Annotated in this window: 12 protein-coding genes; 3 read left to right on the top strand and 9 right to left on the bottom strand. The window is 57.7% G+C overall.

Annotated elements, in window-relative coordinates; genetic code table 11:
• Positions 1 to 104: 104 nt before the first annotated feature.
• On the top strand, positions 105 to 1,124 hold the full coding sequence (locus P406_RS22725) for a hypothetical protein (RefSeq protein ID WP_003416781.1): 1,020 nt from the start codon (positions 105 to 107) through the stop codon (positions 1,122 to 1,124).
• A gap of 146 nt (positions 1,125 to 1,270) precedes the next feature.
• Here P406_RS22725 and P406_RS22720 read toward each other — a convergent pair whose 3' ends face one another.
• Complete coding sequence (locus P406_RS22720) at positions 1,271 to 3,682, bottom strand: lectin (RefSeq protein WP_046237432.1); 2,412 nt, start codon at positions 3,680 to 3,682, stop codon at positions 1,271 to 1,273.
• 413 nt (positions 3,683 to 4,095) lie between these two features.
• Here P406_RS22720 and P406_RS22715 point away from each other — a divergent pair, with 413 nt between their 5' ends.
• Positions 4,096 to 5,577 carry an ArnT family glycosyltransferase gene (locus P406_RS22715; protein ID WP_046237431.1) on the top strand — a complete coding sequence of 494 codons (1,482 nt, stop codon included), beginning with the start codon at positions 4,096 to 4,098 and terminating at the stop codon, positions 5,575 to 5,577.
• A gap of 20 nt (positions 5,578 to 5,597) precedes the next feature.
• Here the strand turns inward: P406_RS22715 and P406_RS22710 are convergent, their stop codons facing one another.
• The 8 genes from P406_RS22710 to arnB are packed head-to-tail and all read right to left on the bottom strand — an operon-like array spanning position 5,598 to position 14,421.
• The gene (locus tag P406_RS22710; RefSeq protein WP_046237430.1) at positions 5,598 to 6,992 is read right to left on the bottom strand and encodes a UDP-glucose dehydrogenase family protein; all 1,395 of its coding nucleotides are present in this window, start codon (positions 6,990 to 6,992) and stop codon (positions 5,598 to 5,600) included.
• A complete protein-coding gene (arnF, locus tag P406_RS22705) occupies positions 6,970 to 7,374 on the bottom strand; it encodes a 4-amino-4-deoxy-L-arabinose-phosphoundecaprenol flippase subunit ArnF (protein ID WP_003344963.1) in 405 nt (134 codons plus the stop codon). The genes P406_RS22710 and arnF overlap by 23 nt, the downstream gene beginning before the upstream one ends.
• Positions 7,375 to 7,400: 26 nt before the next feature.
• Positions 7,401 to 7,745 carry a 4-amino-4-deoxy-L-arabinose-phosphoundecaprenol flippase subunit ArnE gene (arnE, locus tag P406_RS22700; RefSeq protein WP_003416769.1) on the bottom strand — a complete coding sequence of 115 codons (345 nt, stop codon included), beginning with the start codon at positions 7,743 to 7,745 and terminating at the stop codon, positions 7,401 to 7,403.
• Positions 7,742 to 9,391, bottom strand: a complete 1,650-nt coding sequence (gene arnT, locus P406_RS22695) for a lipid IV(A) 4-amino-4-deoxy-L-arabinosyltransferase (RefSeq protein WP_046237429.1) — start codon at positions 9,389 to 9,391, stop codon at positions 7,742 to 7,744. The genes arnE and arnT overlap by 4 nt, the downstream gene beginning before the upstream one ends.
• Positions 9,391 to 10,272 (bottom strand): 4-deoxy-4-formamido-L-arabinose-phosphoundecaprenol deformylase, encoded by an 882-nt coding sequence (gene arnD, locus P406_RS22690; RefSeq protein WP_046237462.1) that lies wholly within the window; start codon positions 10,270 to 10,272, stop codon positions 9,391 to 9,393. The genes arnT and arnD overlap by 1 nt, the downstream gene beginning before the upstream one ends.
• Positions 10,272 to 12,266 (bottom strand): bifunctional UDP-4-amino-4-deoxy-L-arabinose formyltransferase/UDP-glucuronic acid oxidase ArnA, encoded by a 1,995-nt coding sequence (gene arnA / locus P406_RS22685; protein ID WP_046237428.1) that lies wholly within the window; start codon positions 12,264 to 12,266, stop codon positions 10,272 to 10,274. Before arnA ends, arnD begins: the two co-directional genes overlap by 1 nt.
• Positions 12,263 to 13,276: an undecaprenyl-phosphate 4-deoxy-4-formamido-L-arabinose transferase gene (arnC, locus tag P406_RS22680; RefSeq protein WP_046237427.1), complete on the bottom strand. Its 1,014-nt coding sequence runs from the start codon at positions 13,274 to 13,276 to the stop codon at positions 12,263 to 12,265. The genes arnA and arnC overlap by 4 nt, the downstream gene beginning before the upstream one ends.
• Positions 13,273 to 14,421, bottom strand: a complete 1,149-nt coding sequence (gene arnB, locus P406_RS22675) for a UDP-4-amino-4-deoxy-L-arabinose aminotransferase (RefSeq protein WP_046237426.1) — start codon at positions 14,419 to 14,421, stop codon at positions 13,273 to 13,275. Before arnB ends, arnC begins: the two co-directional genes overlap by 4 nt.
• 848 nt (positions 14,422 to 15,269) lie before the next feature.
• Here arnB and P406_RS22670 point away from each other — a divergent pair.
• Entirely contained in the window at positions 15,270 to 15,788 is a 519-nt protein-coding gene (locus tag P406_RS22670; RefSeq protein WP_235810382.1) for a DUF2946 family protein, read from the top strand.
• The last annotated feature ends 77 nt before the right edge of the window (positions 15,789 to 15,865 follow it).

The following is a 15,865-nucleotide window of genomic DNA, read 5'->3' as shown; positions in this document are numbered from 1 at the left end:
AAAAAGTCTATAAAAATTTTAAACTTCTTGAACGTCGCTCGGGTCATTGATGGGTACGCCACACATGTGTGCGTTTACTGCCAATGACTCAAAGGACTATGACTATGATTCGCGACGACCGTATCGCCCCAGGTGCCCCCGTGTACCACGAAACTCATGCAGCGGCTCCGCTGCTTAAACGAATCTCCTGGAGTGCGATTCTGGCCGGTGTTGTTCTGGCCATGGTTGTTTCGCTGTTGCTGAACCTGTTGGGTACGGCAATCGGAAGTGCCAGTATCGATCCCATGCAGGAAGCCAATCCGTTGTCCGGCATTGGTACGGGTGCAGGTATCTGGGTGGTGATCAGCTCGGTGATTTCCCTGTTCGTCGGCGGCTGGGCCGCTGGACGTCTGGCGCAGCGTGAAGGTGCATTTCATGGCTTGCTGGTATGGGCGAGCGTCTCGCTGATCACGGTTTATCTGGTCTCCAGCGCAGTGACTGGCGTGGTGCGCGGCGGCCTTAACCTGGCGGGCAGCGGCATGTCGGCACTGGGCAGCGGTATCGCACAGGTGGCTCCGGCCGTTGGCAGCAAGATTCAGGATCAATTGCGCGCTCAGGGCATTGATTTCAATCTGGACGATATTCAGGGCGAGATTGAAACAGCCATGCGTCAGACCGGCAAGCCCGAACTGAATCCGGATAACGTCAAGCAGGAAGCTCAGGCGACTCAGCAAGACGCGCAGAACACTGCCAAGCAGAGCGCACAGAATCCTCAGCAAGCCGACCAGCAATTGAGCGGCCTGATGGATCGCATCAAAGCCAAAGGCGACCAGGCATGGGATGCCGCTGACCGTCAGGCGCTGGTCAATCTGATCAAGGCGCGTGGCAACAAGACTGATGCCGAAGCCAATCAGATCGTTGATCAGGCTCAGGCCAGCTACCGTCAGGCTTATGCCAAGTATCAGGAACTGAAAGCTCAGGCCGAACAGAAAGCCCGCGAAGCGGCTGAAGTGACCGCCAAGCGTGTTTCGCAAGGTGCCTGGATTCTGCTGATCACGCTGGTGATCTCGGGTCTGGTAGCGGCGGGTGCAGGTGTACTGGGTCGTCGTACTCAGCCGCCAGCCAAGGTTGTTGCTGCGGTCTGATTCACTGCAATAAGACTTGAACTGAAGCACCAGACGGGGAGCGTTGATCGCTCCCCGTTTTTATTCATGATGCAGGTGATTGATGGCGTGCAGTTGATACTGATGCAGTCGACATTTTTTGATTGAGGTTACCTTTCGGCACATCCTCAATCTTCCACCACCTCATCATCCTGTCCTGCAGTCTGCTCAATAAAAGAGCGTTCAAAGAGCAAGCGTTCTGCCAAAGAGCTACCAGGAATATCGGTGATTTCAACGGTAGCCCCCGTGTCATCGGCATGGATCACTCTGATTCGCTTCCCGGATAAAACATCGTCTGCCGACCCACCTTGCCGCAACGGAGCGTCATTCATGCCATGTATGCCTGATGGCGTTGTGTCTACGAGCGTGTTGGAGACGGAGTTGCCATTAAAACGAGCGATTCTCACAATCACACCATTGACAAATGGATTGTCAGTTGGCCAGTTTTCAAAGCCGGGTGAAGGCTTGCGGAATTCCAGCGTGAGATAACTGCCATCGCTACGAAACAGGCGTAAGCCTTTGACCACTTTGGGATCCGCCGCTCTGAACAAGGGTGCAATGTTATAGGTGCCATTTTTCATCACTTCAGGAAATTGGTCATCAGTGAGCCAGCCCGCGTAGTACAAATAAGGAATGGGGTAAAGACGTGACCCTCCACCATTCAGGGTATCCGAAGGGTCAGCGCTATTAGTGACTGCGCACCCACTGCCGCCGATTTGCACAACTTCCCGATTATTGTAAGGGCAGCGCTCCAGCGAGGTCGCATGAGGTCCGCCGAAGCTATGACCGAATTCGTGTTGCCACATCCATGGCTTGTGGCCCGAATTATTTCCCATGGCCCACCAGCCCGGCATTTCAGCAAGCCCACCCCAGGAGCACGAAGTAGAAGGAATCTCAACGGCGACATAATCGTAATTATCCCTGTCAGTTCCCTTGTCGCGTGCGAGTTCTATCGCTTTGTTCCTCAGTTCAGTGGCCGGGCAACCTGAAGGTCTTGGGCCCAGGTCTAGACCGGTCACCGCATCCCCGATGAACTTCAGATGATCGCCGGAAGAAAAAGAGACCGCGTTGACAAATGATTTGTTATCACCAGGCGCTCCGAAGAAGGCCGCCCTGGTGGCCTCGAAGTCGGTTTCTGGCTTGTCACTGTATCGGGTGTGCAGCAGGAGAACTTTTCTATCGCCTACGATGGGGCGTCTGGGGATTTTAGGTACTGCCAATTCAAAGTTCCATGTCACTGCCTTCGACCGTGACTCCGGTACCATCTGGATGGTGTTACCTGCAAAGCCCAGAACTTCGTTGGGACCGACAAGGTCGTTGCGATATTTATTAGCCAGTACAAACCCTTCTATGAGGGGAATGAAGTTCCTGTTGTAACTCCAGGAACGCTCCGAGGTATACCCGGTACCCTGGCAGTTGATCATTTTGCTATTTGACCCAAAGCACTTTTCTGTATCCCTGTCCAGCAGCGCGCGATTGGTCAATTTGTCATACCCCGGTACGATGACGGACATTCGCCAGTCTTGTCCGGGCACACTTTTACAGGGCGAAAACTCGACGCTGACTTCATCTGCAGACAAAGCGAGGCACGTTTCCTGCCCTTTTTCAACGTTCCTGATGTAACCGTAACGCTTGGCGATACTCCAGCTCGCCGAGCCTTGTTCTTTGCCACCAAATATCAACTGTTCGCTGGCATTGATTTGTAGGTAGTTAGCCATTCCCAGGTCACTGATATATTTGTTTGACAGCTGACTGGGGGTGTTGCCGTCCCGGTTCCACAGTCGCCTGGACTGATAGTCATGACTGCCCGCGCTGGCACACGCGGCCATTTTTACGCTGTTTGCATTCGCCGCAAACAAACACATTTCTTGTGCTGATGTGGACAGCAGTTTGTTTTTTACATAAAGCCTTTTTTCCTTGGGCGTAAAAGTCCATTGCTGACTGTCCCTCCCCAGGCACTTTTGCAGTACCACACTGGTCATGTCACCCGCCAATGTTAAACAGGCGTCCGGGCCATTCACTGTGCTGATGATTTCTTCGTAAAGAGGTTGGGTGATTGTCCATTGTGATGAGGCTCCCTCTGCAGGGCCAAATACCAACTGCTCGCTTTCATTACTGAGCAGGTAGTTATCAAACCCTAAATCCTTGATGTATTTATTTGATAACAGGCTGGTATGGTCACCGTCTCTGCTCCAGAGTCGCAAGGATTGATAGTCGTTGCTGTCGGCGCTGGCACAGGTTTTCATGCTGACGTGACTTGGGTTCGACGCCGACAAACACATTGCCTGCGTTGACCCGCCTAACGCCTTGTTTTTTAGGTACAGCATGGGCCCTGATGACACAAAGATCCATTGTTGATAATCGGTGTTGACACACTTCTGCAGTGAGACAGAACTTAAATCACTGTCGAGGGTTAAACAGACCTGCTCACCTTGCGCAGTGCTGATGATCTGCTCATAAGGATTCATCTCTGTAGAGAAGGCGTTTGAATGGAAAAAACCCAAGAAAAACACGTACGTGAAAGCCGGCATTGTTTTCATAACTCTCCCTGTTGCTTGTGTCGGCGCATCCCTTGCGCCGTCTGTATTTTGCTTGCCCTATAACTATTTCTGAACTAAAAGTTCGCGGTTAATACAGGATTGACCAACACGGCCATGTCACGCTTAGGCATGACCTGCATCAGGCTGGCTTATCTGTAAGATTAGTAGACCTGCGAAGAGATTTATTGGGCCCGATCACCGGTCGCATTCTGCATGTCGGATGCGTCCTGGGCTACGGGGGATCTGCGCCAAGTCAGGCGTTCACGGCTGACTTTTTGCCGAGCTTTTGAACAAGCGTTGAGTGGCTGCCTGGTGTGCCGCCGGTTAACAATTCTTCAACAATTGGCGACTTATACTTTGCCAGACCGACTCGCTTGTTTGCTTGCCCCCCCGTCAACCCGGTACCTACCTTGATGAATTCTCGTGTGCTTTCACCGTTGCTGTTGATGCTGGGTGCAATGCTGTTTTTCCTCGCGTTGGGCAATCACCAATTACAAAACTCGACAGAACCCCGCGTGGCCGGCATTGCCATGGAAATGCACCTGAGCGGCAACTGGGTTACCCCGAAACTGAACGATCAACCGTTTCTGGAAAAGCCGCCGATGAGTGTCTGGCTCGACGCCGCGTTCATCGGGGTGTTCGGCGCGACTCCCTGGGCGGTCAGGCTCGCATCCGCCTGTGCAGGGTTGTTCAGCGTGTTGCTGCTTTACAGCATGCTGTGGCGTTTCGGGCGACCTGCCTCCATAGCGTGGGTGGCTGCATTCATGCTGGCGACCCAGGCCAGTTTCTGGAGCAATTCGCGACAGGTGGGCGAGGACGCGTTGCTGGCGCTGGGTGTGAGCATGGCGCTACTGGGGTTCTTTCACGCCAGTCAGCGTCTGCGCAGCGACGGATCTTCTGCAGGGGCCTGGTTGCTCTTCGTATTGGGGATTGCGCTGGCAACCCTGAGCAAGGGCGTGCTGGGCCTCGCGATGCCGGGTGTGGTCATTTTCGCCTGGCTGGTGTGCGAGTCGGTGCAGAGCAAACGCATTGTTCTCTCCCACTGGCTACGCCCGGCGATGTTCACCGTCCTGGCTTTGGTGCCTTTATTGGTATGGCTGTGCTTTCTATACGGGCAGGGCGGTACGCAGTCGTTGAAGGACGTGCTCTGGACCAACAGTGTCGGACGCTTCAGTGGTTCGTTCGAAGAGGCGGGGCATTACGAGCCCGTGCATTACTATCTGACCAAACTGCCTGAAGCGTTTTTGCCGTGGAATGTGCTCGTCTATCTGGGGCTGTGGCATTTCCGCAAACAGCTGCTGGCCAACCGTTACCTGCTGTTTTTCAGCCTGTGGCTGATCGCGCAGTTCCTGCTGTTGTCGCTGGCCTCGAGTAAACGCATGGTTTATCTGATGTCACTGGCCCCTGCGGCGGCGGTCATTGCGGCGGAATATACCTTTGTGTTGGGCGAGCGACTCAAGGCGCGCTCGCAGCGCTCTCCGTATGCGGCGTTCGTTGTACGAAACGCAAGAGCGATGACGGTTGCCGCTGCCGTTTTGATTGTGGCGGGGTATCTCAGCGCAGCCCTATGGCTGGAACCGCGAGCGGATCGGCAGTTGTCGTTCCTGCCGCTGACCGACAAGGTTCATGCTCTGCAGGTCCAGGGGCGGCATGTTGTCTTGTTTCAGCCCAGTGAACGGCTGGCAGGCGCCAGCGTGTTCTACAGCCAGAGCTTACTGGACACGTTCACGTCCAGTGCTGAATTGAGCGCCTTTTTGACCCGTGCCGACGGCAATGTGGCGATCATGGAAAGCCTGCAGCCTCCCGAACCACCCCTGCGAGTGATCGACAGCGTCAAGGTCGGTGAGCGTATCTACTATTTCGTCAGCCAGGCTCCGGTGGCTGTCGGCAACTGACGGTCACCGGAGCAGGGCCGTTACACAGCCTGGCTGCTGACAAGCGGGTTACAGGCCGTCCACTGTTTTTGCGGGATTGGCAGGTCGCACGATTCGCCACGGCCGATGGGGAAGTAGTGGAAGCCGCGTTTTGCCAGTCGTTCAGTGTCGTACAGATTGCGCCCGTCGAAGATGACCGGGGCGTTCAGCCGTTGCTGGATCAACTCGAAATCCGGAGCTTTGAACTGTTGCCATTCGGTGCAGACGATCAATGCATCGGCCTCGTTGAGCGCGGACTCCGGCGTGCCCATGAGAATCAGGTCCTTGCGATGGCCATAGAGGCGCTGGGTTTCCTGCATGGCCTCGGGGTCGAACGCGCGCACGCTGGCGCCAGCCTCCCACAACGCTTCCATGAGTACGCGGCTGGGGGCATCGCGCATGTCGTCGGTGTTGGGCTTGAACGCCAGGCCCCACAGGGCAAAGGTCTTGCCACGCAGGTCGCCCTGATAGAACGCGTTGACCCGCTCGAACAGTTTGTTCTTCTGCCGTTCGTTGATCGCCTCGACCACCGACAGCAGATCGTTGGAGCAATGGGCCTCCCGGGCGCTGTGAATCAACGCGCGGATGTCCTTGCCGAAGCATGAACCACCGTAACCGCAACCGGGGTAGATGAAGTCGTAACCGATCCGTGAGTCGGCACCGATGCCCAGCCGCACCGACTCGACATCCGCGCCCAGGTGCTCGGCCAGTTCGGCGATCTGGTTGATGAAGCTGATCTTGGTCGCCAGCATGCAGTTGGCGGCGTACTTGGTCAGTTCGGCGCTGCGCAGGTCCATGAACATGATCCGCTCATGATTGCGGTTGAACGGCGCATACAGCTCGCGCATGACGTTGCGCACGGCTTCATTTTCGCAGCCGATGACAATACGGTCCGGGCGCCGGCAATCGTTGACCGCCGAGCCCTCCTTGAGAAATTCCGGATTGGAGACGATATCGAACTGCAACAGCCGGCCCGCCTGACGCAGCGCCTTGTCGATGTGGCTGCGCAAGGCGTCGCCACTGCCGACCGGCACGGTGGATTTCTCGACGATGATCAGTGGTTCGCGTCGATGCCGGGCGATGGCTTCGCCCACTGCGAAAAAGCCGCTCAGGTCAGCCGAACCATCGGCACGGGAGGGCGTGCCGACCGCGATGAACAGGACCTCGGCATGTTCCACTGCCATCTGCTCGTCGGTGGTAAAGCACAGACGCTGCTGGTCCAGGTTTTCACGCACCAAGTTGGCCAGGCCAGGCTCGTAGATATGCACCTGGCCCTGACGCAATTGGTCGATCTTGGCCTGATCAATGTCCATGCAGACCACATCGTGGCCGACTTCGGCAAGCACGGTCGCTTGTACCAGGCCGACATATCCGCTACCGAAAACGCTGATTTTCATGGGGAAGATCCTGAGGTGATGGCCGGGGGACGCGCCGAAGGTTGATGATCAAGACACCTGCCACGATCAGGGTGACACCCACAGTTTTCGATACCGTGAATGTCTCGTGGAAAAACGGCAGTGCTGCGGCGAGCGTATAAACCAGCGCGTAGCTGATGCTGAGCAGCGAATAAGCACGGCTCAGGGGCAAGACCCGAAGGGCCAGCAACCAGAAAAGCATGGAGAGCGCATAAGCAGTGATCGAGGCGCAGACGACCATCAGGGCACTGAGATCGAGCTGCGTCGAATTGTGCAGTTCGAGCCATTGAGCGGGCGAGGGCAGGCGGCTCATGCTCCAGCGCATACCCAGCTGTGCCGCGCTGACCAGCGCCACACTGGCCATGGCGCACAGGGTTGCCCGGCAGCGGGTCACGCCTGACGCCCCAGTTGAAATACCCCGACAAGAATCAGCGCGATACCCAGCCAGTGCTGTGCGTCAACCGGTTCGTTGAACAGATAGCGACCTGCCAGCGTGATCAGTACGAAGTTAACACCCAGCATCGGATAGGCGATGCCGACGTCCAGGCGTTGCAACACCAGCAGCCAGACCAGCAGGCCCGACCCAAGGCAGGCCAGCGCCAGCCACAGCCATATCGAGCGCAGCGCTGCAAACGCGCCGGGAAATGCTCCGCGCCAGTCTTGTACCGCGTACTTCTGTGCGATCTGGCCCAGGCAGGTCAGCAGGCATGCGCTTGCCAGCATCAGCCAGGTCACGATGCCGACTTCTCGTAAATGAGGATGGCCAGGTTGCCTTCGTCATAGCGCTGACCATCCTTGGGAAGACTTTCGAGCTCTTTCAGTTCCTCATCGCTCTTGCCGCGCATGATGACGCCGACCCGGCCTTGGCTGCGGGCGTTCTTCATCCAGGCATCGATGTCCTGCAGGCGGACTTCTCGACCCTGCACATCCGGATAGCCCAGGCCGTATTCCAGCTCGCCCCAGGTGTTGAACAGTGCAACATCAGGCCGTTTCAGGCGCCACGCCAATGCTGAGGCAGCGCCCAGGTCGTTGCTCAGCAGATGCGTGCAGTCCGCCAGTTCGGCCTGGTGCCTGACCACGAAAGGGTCGGGAGTCTTGTTGTTGATCACATCGTTCGGCAGTGCTGCGGGCAGCAATGCAATCAGCAGCCAACTGCCCAGCGCCGGCGTGGCCCAAAAGGTCAGGGGGCGCAAGCCTTGCAGGGCGTTGGCGAGTGTCCATCCGAGAAGCACGATGACCGCCAGTGACAGATGCATCGGTTCGTTTTCGTAGACGGGCTGCTTGAGTTGCAGGTAGATCAACGCCACAAGCCCAAGAAAAGTGACGGTCGCGTTGAATATTCCGTTCGCGCGCAACGCTGTGCTGTGGCCTAGATCAAGGCGCTCGACCAGAGTGTTGGCCATCAGCAGCGCCAACGGCAGCAGGCACGGCAGTATGTAGGTCGGCAATTTGCCTTTGCTCAGGCTCAAAAACGCCAGCGGCAGCAGCAGCCACAGCAGCAAAAAGGCAATGTCAGGGCGGCTTTTTTCTTGCCATGCCTGTTTCAGTGTTACCGGCAGCAGCAGCGCCCACGGCACACAGGCCGCCACCAGCAGCGGTATATAGAACCACCAGGGCTGGGCATGCTGGGCATTGTCCCCGGCAAAGCGGCGAATATGCTCGTGCCAGAAGAAGTAACGCCAGTAGTCGGGTTCTTGCTGGTGGATCGCCAGCGCCCACGGCAGGCAGACGGCAACGGCAATCAGTACCGCGAGCGGGCCGAATCTGAGCAGCTCGCCCAGGCGTCGCTGGCACAGCATATAGGGCAGGGCGATGATGACGGGCAGTGCCCAGGCGAGAAAGCCCTTGGTCATGAAGCCCATTGCGCAGGCCACGCCGACTAACGCCCATGCCGCCAGACGCGCTCGACCGACGCTGTGCACGGCGTACCAGAATGCCAGCAGTGTCACGTTGGTCCAGAGGGTGAATTGCGGATCAAGATTGGTGTAACCGGCCTGGCCGGCGACAAAGCCGAAGCTCATGAACAGCAAGGCGCTGGCGAACTGCTTGCGCGGGTCGTTCCAGATCTTGCCGGCCAGCAGATAGGCCAGCAGCACGCTCAAGCCGCTGGCCAGTGCCGACACAATGCGCACGCCGAACAGGTTCTCGCCAAAGACCTGCTGCCCCAGTGCAATCAGCCAGTAACCGGCAGCCGGTTTTTCGAAGTAACGCAGCCCCATGAAGTGCGGCGCGATCCAGTTACCGCTGTGGAGCATTTCCTGGCTGATCTGCGCATAGCGGGTTTCATCGGGAATCCACAGGCCGTGAAAGCCCAGCGGCAGCAGATAAGCCAGCACGAACGCCAATAACAGCAGTGCAAGATGACGATGCCTGACGTGCATCACTGCTGCACCCCCAGCCAGCCTTCGCGGCCAGGCAGGTGGCCGCGAACGATATGCCCGGAAGGCAACCGTTCGATAGCATCGGGCAGCAGATGACCCAACGGCGCGAAGTGGATGCCTTGGGTATTGGCCCGCTTTAACAGTTGCCTGAAACCGTCGGCCATGATGATCCCTTCCACTTCGGCGTGAAGGGTGTAGACATTGAGCCGTCGTGCGGCGAAGCGGCCGAGAATGTAGTCGTTGAACGCATCCGGCTTGAGGTGCGCGCCGATCACCTCATCGAAGGTCGGCAGGTTCACTGGAATCTGAGCGGTACCGGGGCTACCGTCGGCCAGCAGCGGGCGAAACAGGCTGGCGCCACGGCAGTCGCTGTTGTAGCGAAAGCCAAACGCCTCTTTGGCCTGCACGACGCGCTGGTCGGCGCGCCAGCCTGCCGCTGCGGAGCAGACCACCGGATGGCTGAGGATGTCGCTCAGGCAATCGACCCCACGGTGTATCTGGGCGGTCAACTGTCTGTCGCTCCAGTGTCCGGCATTGGCTTGCCAGCCATGGTGATCCCAGGCATGCAGGCCGATTTCGTGACCTGCATCCAGCGCGCGGCGCATCAGCGGGCCAAGGTCCCGGCCGATCGGTTTGCCCGGCCATGCGGTACCGGCCAGCAGAATATCCCAGCCATACAGGCTCGCCGCCCTGGAGCGAAGCATCTTCCAGAAGAACGTGGGCCTTACCAGGCGCCATAGATGGCGCCCCATATTGTCGGGGCCGACACTGAAAAAGAAGGTCGCCTTGACCTGCGCTTCGTCGAGTATGTCCAGCAGCCGGGGCACGCCCTCACGCGTGCCCCGGTAAGTGTCGACATCGATTCTCAAGCCTGCCTGCATCAGCACTGATCCGCTTTTTCAGCCATGGCTTCGCGCAGGAAGAAATCCAGGGTTTTGCCGATGGTTTCGCTCAGCTCGATACCCGGCGTCCAGCCAATCAGCTTTTTGGCGTTGTCGATGCTCGGCGTGCGATGGCTGACATCCTGGTAGCCCTTGCCATAGAAAGACTGGCTTTCGACTTCACGAAAGCCCGCGAAAGGCGGGAAATGGCCGCGCAACGGATGGGCTTCAAACTGGCGAAGCAGCTCTTCACCCAATTGACGGATGCTGGCTTCGTTGTCGGGGTTGCCGATGTTGATGATCTGTCCGTTACAGCGCCCATCGCGGTTTTCGATGATCCGCGCCAGCGCCTCGATGCCGTCGACGACATCGGTGAAACAGCGCTTCTGGGCGCCGCCGTCCACCAGGCGAATGGGCGTGCCTTCGACCAGGTGCAGGATCAGTTGGGTGATGGCCCGCGAACTGCCAATGCGCGCCGAATCCAGGCGGTCCAGACGCGGCCCCATCCAGTTGAATGGGCGAAACAGGGTGAATTGCAGGCCTTTCTGGCCATAGGCCCAGATCACCCGGTCCAGCAGTTGTTTGGACACCGAGTAGATCCAGCGCTGCTTGTTGATCGGGCCAACGACCAGGTTTGACGTGTCTTCGTTGAAGTTTGCGTCCTGGCACATGCCATAGACTTCGGACGTGGAGGGGAAAATCACGCGCTTGTTGTACTTCACGCAGTAGCGGACGATCTTCAGGTTCTCTTCGAAATCCAGCTCGAAAACCCGCAGTGGATTGCGCGTGTATTCAATCGGCGTTGCGATGGCCACCAGCGGCAGCACGACATCGCATTTCTTGATGTGGTATTCGATCCATTCGGTATGGATGCTGATGTCACCTTCGATGAAATGAAAGTTCGGCTTGGCACGCAGGCGCTCGATGGCGTCCGAGCCGATATCCATGCCGTAGATTTCGTAACGGTCATCCTGCAGTAGACGCTCTGACAGGTGGTTGCCGATGAAACCGTTGACGCCGAGGATCAACACTCGGGTACGACGAACCGACCGGCGCTTTGTCTTGTCGAGCAGTTGTGAGCCTGCTACCAACCCGAATTCGCGCGCCAGTTGTGCACCACTGAGGTACAAGCCGCTGTCACCGCGTTGCCCTGCGGTGATGACCAGCGAGCCCTCGCCACAGGCGATACGCAATGGCTCGTGACTGATGACCGTGCCGGGCGCCTCGCCATTGCTGCTTGTGTCCACGCTGGCAGCCCAGACGATCAGCTTGTTGTCGCCGACCGGGCAAAACGCGCCAGGGTAGGGCTGTGTTACCGCGCGGATGAGGTTATAGAGCTGAGTGGCTGGCAGCGACCAGTCAATCAAACCGTCGGCCGGGGTGCGCCTACCGAAATACGTCGCACGGGATTCATCCTGGGGCGTAGCTGGCAGTTGCCCTTGCGCGGCCAGCAGGGGCAGTGTTTCGCAAAGCAGGTCAGCGGCGGCGTCACGCAATTTGCCATGCAGCGTCAAGGCGGTATCGGTGGCACTGATCGATACCCGCTGCTGAGCGACGATAGGCCCGGCATCCGCGCGTTTGACCATCTGATGCAGGGTAACGCCGGTTTCACTTTCGCCGTTGACCAGCACCCAGTTGGCCGGCGCGCGTCCGCGATAACGCGGAAGCAGCGAGCCATGCAGGTTCAGCGCAGCTTTTTTCGCGCAGGCCAGCAGCGAATCGCCGAGCAGCTGGCGATAGTAGAAGGAGAAAATGAAGTCCGGCGCCAGTTTGCCGATGCGCTCTACCCATAGCGGGTGATTCGGGTCCTCGGGGGCATGCACTGCAATGCCGTGCCGGGCGCACATCTGCGCCACAGAGCCGAAAAAGGTTTTTTCTTTGGGGTCGTCGGCATGGGTGAACACCGCCGCAATCTCATAGCCCGCGTCCAGCAACGCCTGCAGGCCGACACAGCCAATATCGTGATAAGCGAAAACGACAGCTTTAGTGCTCATGGCGCGACCTTGTTCATATAGGGAGTTACAGAGGAATCAATGCGGTCGGTGGCAACCGGTGACGAGCTGCGCACGACCTTTTCGATAAAGAACCGCGGACGCGCACGCACATCGCTGTACATCCGGCCCAGGTATTCACCCAGCAGTCCCATGCCGATGAACTGCCCGCCGGTGAATACGAACAGCACGGCAAACAGTACGAACATGCCGTCCCCGGCCCATGACGCGCCGAAGATCAGGCGCAGAACGATCAGCAGGGCCGCGAACGAGACACCGAGCAACGCCATGCTGAAGCCGATGATGCTGAGCAGGCGCAGGGGCGTGGTGGTCATGCAGGTGATCAGGTCGAACATGAGGTTGATCAGGCGCATCGGGCTGTATTTGGAGTCGCCGTGCTCGCGTTCGGCGTGATCGACCAGCACCTCGGTGGTGTGTCGCGCAAAGCCGTTCGCCAGAATCGGAATGAACGTACTGCGCTCCCGGCAGGCGAGCATGGCGTCGACAATCGTGCGCCGGTATGCGCGCAGCATGCAGCCGTAATCGTTCATGGCCACGCCGGTGGAGCGCTGCACGGCCAGGTTGATGAGTTTCGATGGCCAGCGTCGCCAGGCGGAGTCCTGACGATTGCTGCGCACCGTGCCGACTACGTCGTATCCCTGTTCAGCGAGCTTTACCAGACGAGGGATTTCCTCGGGTGGATTCTGCAGGTCGGCATCTAGGGTGACGACCACGTCGCCCTGGCACTGCTCGAATCCGGCCATGATGGCAGCGTGCTGACCGTAGTTTCGATTCAGGATCACTGCGACAAAGGGGCTGTCGGCGCGCTCGGCAGCCCGCTGGAGAATGTCTGCCGAGTCGTCGCGGCTACCATCGTCGACCAGCACGATTTCGAAGCGGTGGTCGAGCTGTTTGCAGGCCGCTTCAGTGCGGCGCAACAACTCTGGCAGGCTTTGTCGTTCGTTGTAGACAGGGATGACGATCGACACGAACTTGATGGGATACGGTTTCAATGGCTGGATTCCACGGTCGATTCAATGGCACCGACAACCCGCTCGACATCATCGAGGGTCATGTCGGGAAACAGGGGTATGGAGCACAGCCTTGATGAATTCCATTCCGTGTCGGGCAGGCGGACGTCGGGGAAACGCTTGCGGTAATAGCTGTGCAGGTGAGTCGCGATGAAGTGAATGCCGGTGCCGATGTTTCGCGCTTGCAAGGCCTTCATGAAGGCGTCGCGATCCAGCCCGCAGCGCTCGGGATCGATGCGCAGAATGAACAGGTGCCAGGCGTGTTGCTGGGCATGCCGGGGCAGGGCGAGAGGCAGAACGGGGCTGCTGGCCAGTCGTTCGAGGTAATGGCTGGCGAGCGCCTGGCGCTGCGCATTGATGGCATCGAGGCGTTGCAACTGCACCCGCGCAATGCTCGCATTGATGTCGGCCAGGTTGTATTTGAAACCAGGCTCCATAACCTCGGCCTGGGGCTTGCGACCCAGGGTCAGGCGGTCGTAAGCATCGACACCCAGACCATGGAATTTAAGCTGACGCACCCGATCAGCCAGTCGCGCATTGTCGGTGACCAGCATCGCGCCTTCGGCACAGGTCATGTTCTTGATTGCGTGAAAAGAGAAGATCGCAGTGCCCTGCTGGCCGACCGGACGTCCCTGGTAAGCAGTGCCGGCGGCATGCGCAGCGTCTTCGATCACGGTGATGCCGTGCCGGTCGGCCAGCGCATACAGCGGGTCGAGATCGAATGCAGCGCCTGCGTAATGCACCGGCACGATCGCCTTGGTTCGCGGGGTGATGGCTTGCTCTATCAGCGCAGCGCTGGTCATCAGGGTGTCACGGTCGACATCGACGAACACCGGAGTGGCCCCCAGCAGGCAGATTATGTTGGCTGTCGACACCCAGGTTTGCGACGGCGTAATCACTTCATCGCCAGGCCCTACGCCCAGCGCCAGCAGCGCAACGTGCATTGCCCCAGTGGCCGAAGACAGTGCCACTGCATGCTGCGCGCCGACCCGCGCGGCGAACTCTTCCTCCAGCTTTTGACATTCCGGGCCAGTGGTGATCCATCCGGAACGCAGCACACGCGTTACCGCAGCAATTTCTTCATCGCCAATGGACGGCCGTGAAAAGGCAAGAAAAGTTTGACTCATCTACAGAGACTCTCCGATTGACGCAGCAGGGCCGAACATAAAAAAGTCACACCACGAGTGCGCGTGAGTGCGGTGAACTTAGGCGTTCAACTATGAAAATAATGTCCAGACGCCGTTGCTTTTTTGTATCGCCTGGCAGGCTTTCGAATCATAGAGTAGGGTGAAAGCCAAACGAACGACAACGCCGTTATACGTCCATGTAGAATTATTAATCTGCCGTTCAGATTTCATCGAACGCGTCATGAACAGACAGCTTTAGTTCAGCTTGCTCATGATAATCATGGAAAGTTAAAGCGGATGAAGTGTGTTGCAGTTGCAGGTTTTTTTAATGAAGCTTTCATGACCGGGGAATGGGTTTTGCGTTGTTGGGCAGGGTCGAGCCTGACTCGAAAAGCTTGCTATTGATCAGGTTTCATTGGGGGGGCAGCTTTTTTCTCGGTTCTTCGAGACGCAGGCGTTGCATTCGCGTAAACCCCGGTCAGAAGGAAGCTTGCCGGGTGTAGAAAACATGACCGCTATCAAGTGATATATATAACCAGGCGGTAGGGTCGGGCAGTGCGGCAGAGAGAAAGTTTGATGATAAGGAACAGGTTGGTATAGGTAATTATCGAGAAATGTTTGGGTGAGTTATAAGGTCAAGGCAGTTTCATGCAGGCGTGCTGATGGGTGCGAAGTGTTCAAGGCTTACTTCATGTGCCTTTATATTCGGCACGATCCTGTAAGGAGAGGGTACCGACGAAGTAGTTAACAACGGGTGTAGAACGACGGTCCGCTCGACTGCCATTGCCAGGTTTATTCGATGCAGCAAAGCAAAGGGCCACGCGGCGTGCTTTGCCTCGTGCGAACAGGTGGCGGACTCGGATAACCCATGCCACCCGTTTATCGACCCTGCGCAGGCTGCCGACCCGCTCACCCCGTTCTGTCTAGTTCCGGCCAGAGATGTTAAATTAGCCGCCATGAACTTCTTCCGAACCCATTGCTCGCCCATTGCCTGGATACTGTACGCAGTTGTCCTGTTCAATGGTCTTGCGTGCAGCATCGGTCACGGCCAGATGATGGCCGCCTTTGCGGGCACTGCAATGGCTTCGGTTTCCCATGCAGATCATGGGATGTCTGATATGCATGCCGGGCATCACACGATGCACATGTCCATGCACGATTCTTCCAAGAAGATGGACATGTCAGGCAGCATGAAGGCGCAGTCGGGAGAGTGTTCGTTTGCCGGCACACTGACGCTGGCGATGATTTTCTTCGTGGCGCTGGGCTGGCTGATCCGTGTCCGCCGCACTCGTTTTGTGTTGCCCGACTTCTGGCTCGGCAACCTGCCAAGGTATACCCTCCCGGGACTCAATCCACAGGCCCCTTAGGCTCTGTACGAAAAGTGGCTGCGCTCGGTGATGCTTCGTTAAAAACAGGCTCGGAATGCTCATTTACAACACGTAGA

The sequence above is a fragment of the Pseudomonas syringae pv. coryli str. NCPPB 4273 genome (assembly GCF_000972175.1).
Lineage (GTDB): Bacteria > Pseudomonadota > Gammaproteobacteria > Pseudomonadales > Pseudomonadaceae > Aquipseudomonas > Aquipseudomonas syringae.
This window is presented reverse-complemented; position numbering and strand designations above follow the sequence as displayed.

Bases quoted from the DNA above. Each gene is read 5' to 3' on its own strand.
- P406_RS22725 (WP_003416781.1), top strand. From the start codon at position 105: ATGATTCGCGACGACCGTATCGCCCCAGGTGCCCCCGTGTACCACGAA.
- P406_RS22720 (WP_046237432.1), bottom strand. From the start codon at position 3,682: ATGAAAACAATGCCGGCTTTCACGTACGTGTTTTTCTTGGGTTTTTTC.
- arnA (WP_046237428.1), bottom strand. From the start codon at position 12,266: ATGAGCACTAAAGCTGTCGTTTTCGCTTATCACGATATTGGCTGTGTC.
- arnB (WP_046237426.1), bottom strand. From the start codon at position 14,421: ATGAGTCAAACTTTTCTTGCCTTTTCACGGCCGTCCATTGGCGATGAA.
- arnD (WP_046237462.1), bottom strand. From the start codon at position 10,272: ATGCAGGCAGGCTTGAGAATCGATGTCGACACTTACCGGGGCACGCGT.
- P406_RS22710 (WP_046237430.1), bottom strand. From the start codon at position 6,992: ATGAAAATCAGCGTTTTCGGTAGCGGATATGTCGGCCTGGTACAAGCG.
- P406_RS22715 (WP_046237431.1), top strand. From the start codon at position 4,096: ATGAATTCTCGTGTGCTTTCACCGTTGCTGTTGATGCTGGGTGCAATG.
- arnT (WP_046237429.1), bottom strand. From the start codon at position 9,391: ATGCACGTCAGGCATCGTCATCTTGCACTGCTGTTATTGGCGTTCGTG.
- arnF (WP_003344963.1), bottom strand. From the start codon at position 7,374: ATGGCCAGTGTGGCGCTGGTCAGCGCGGCACAGCTGGGTATGCGCTGG.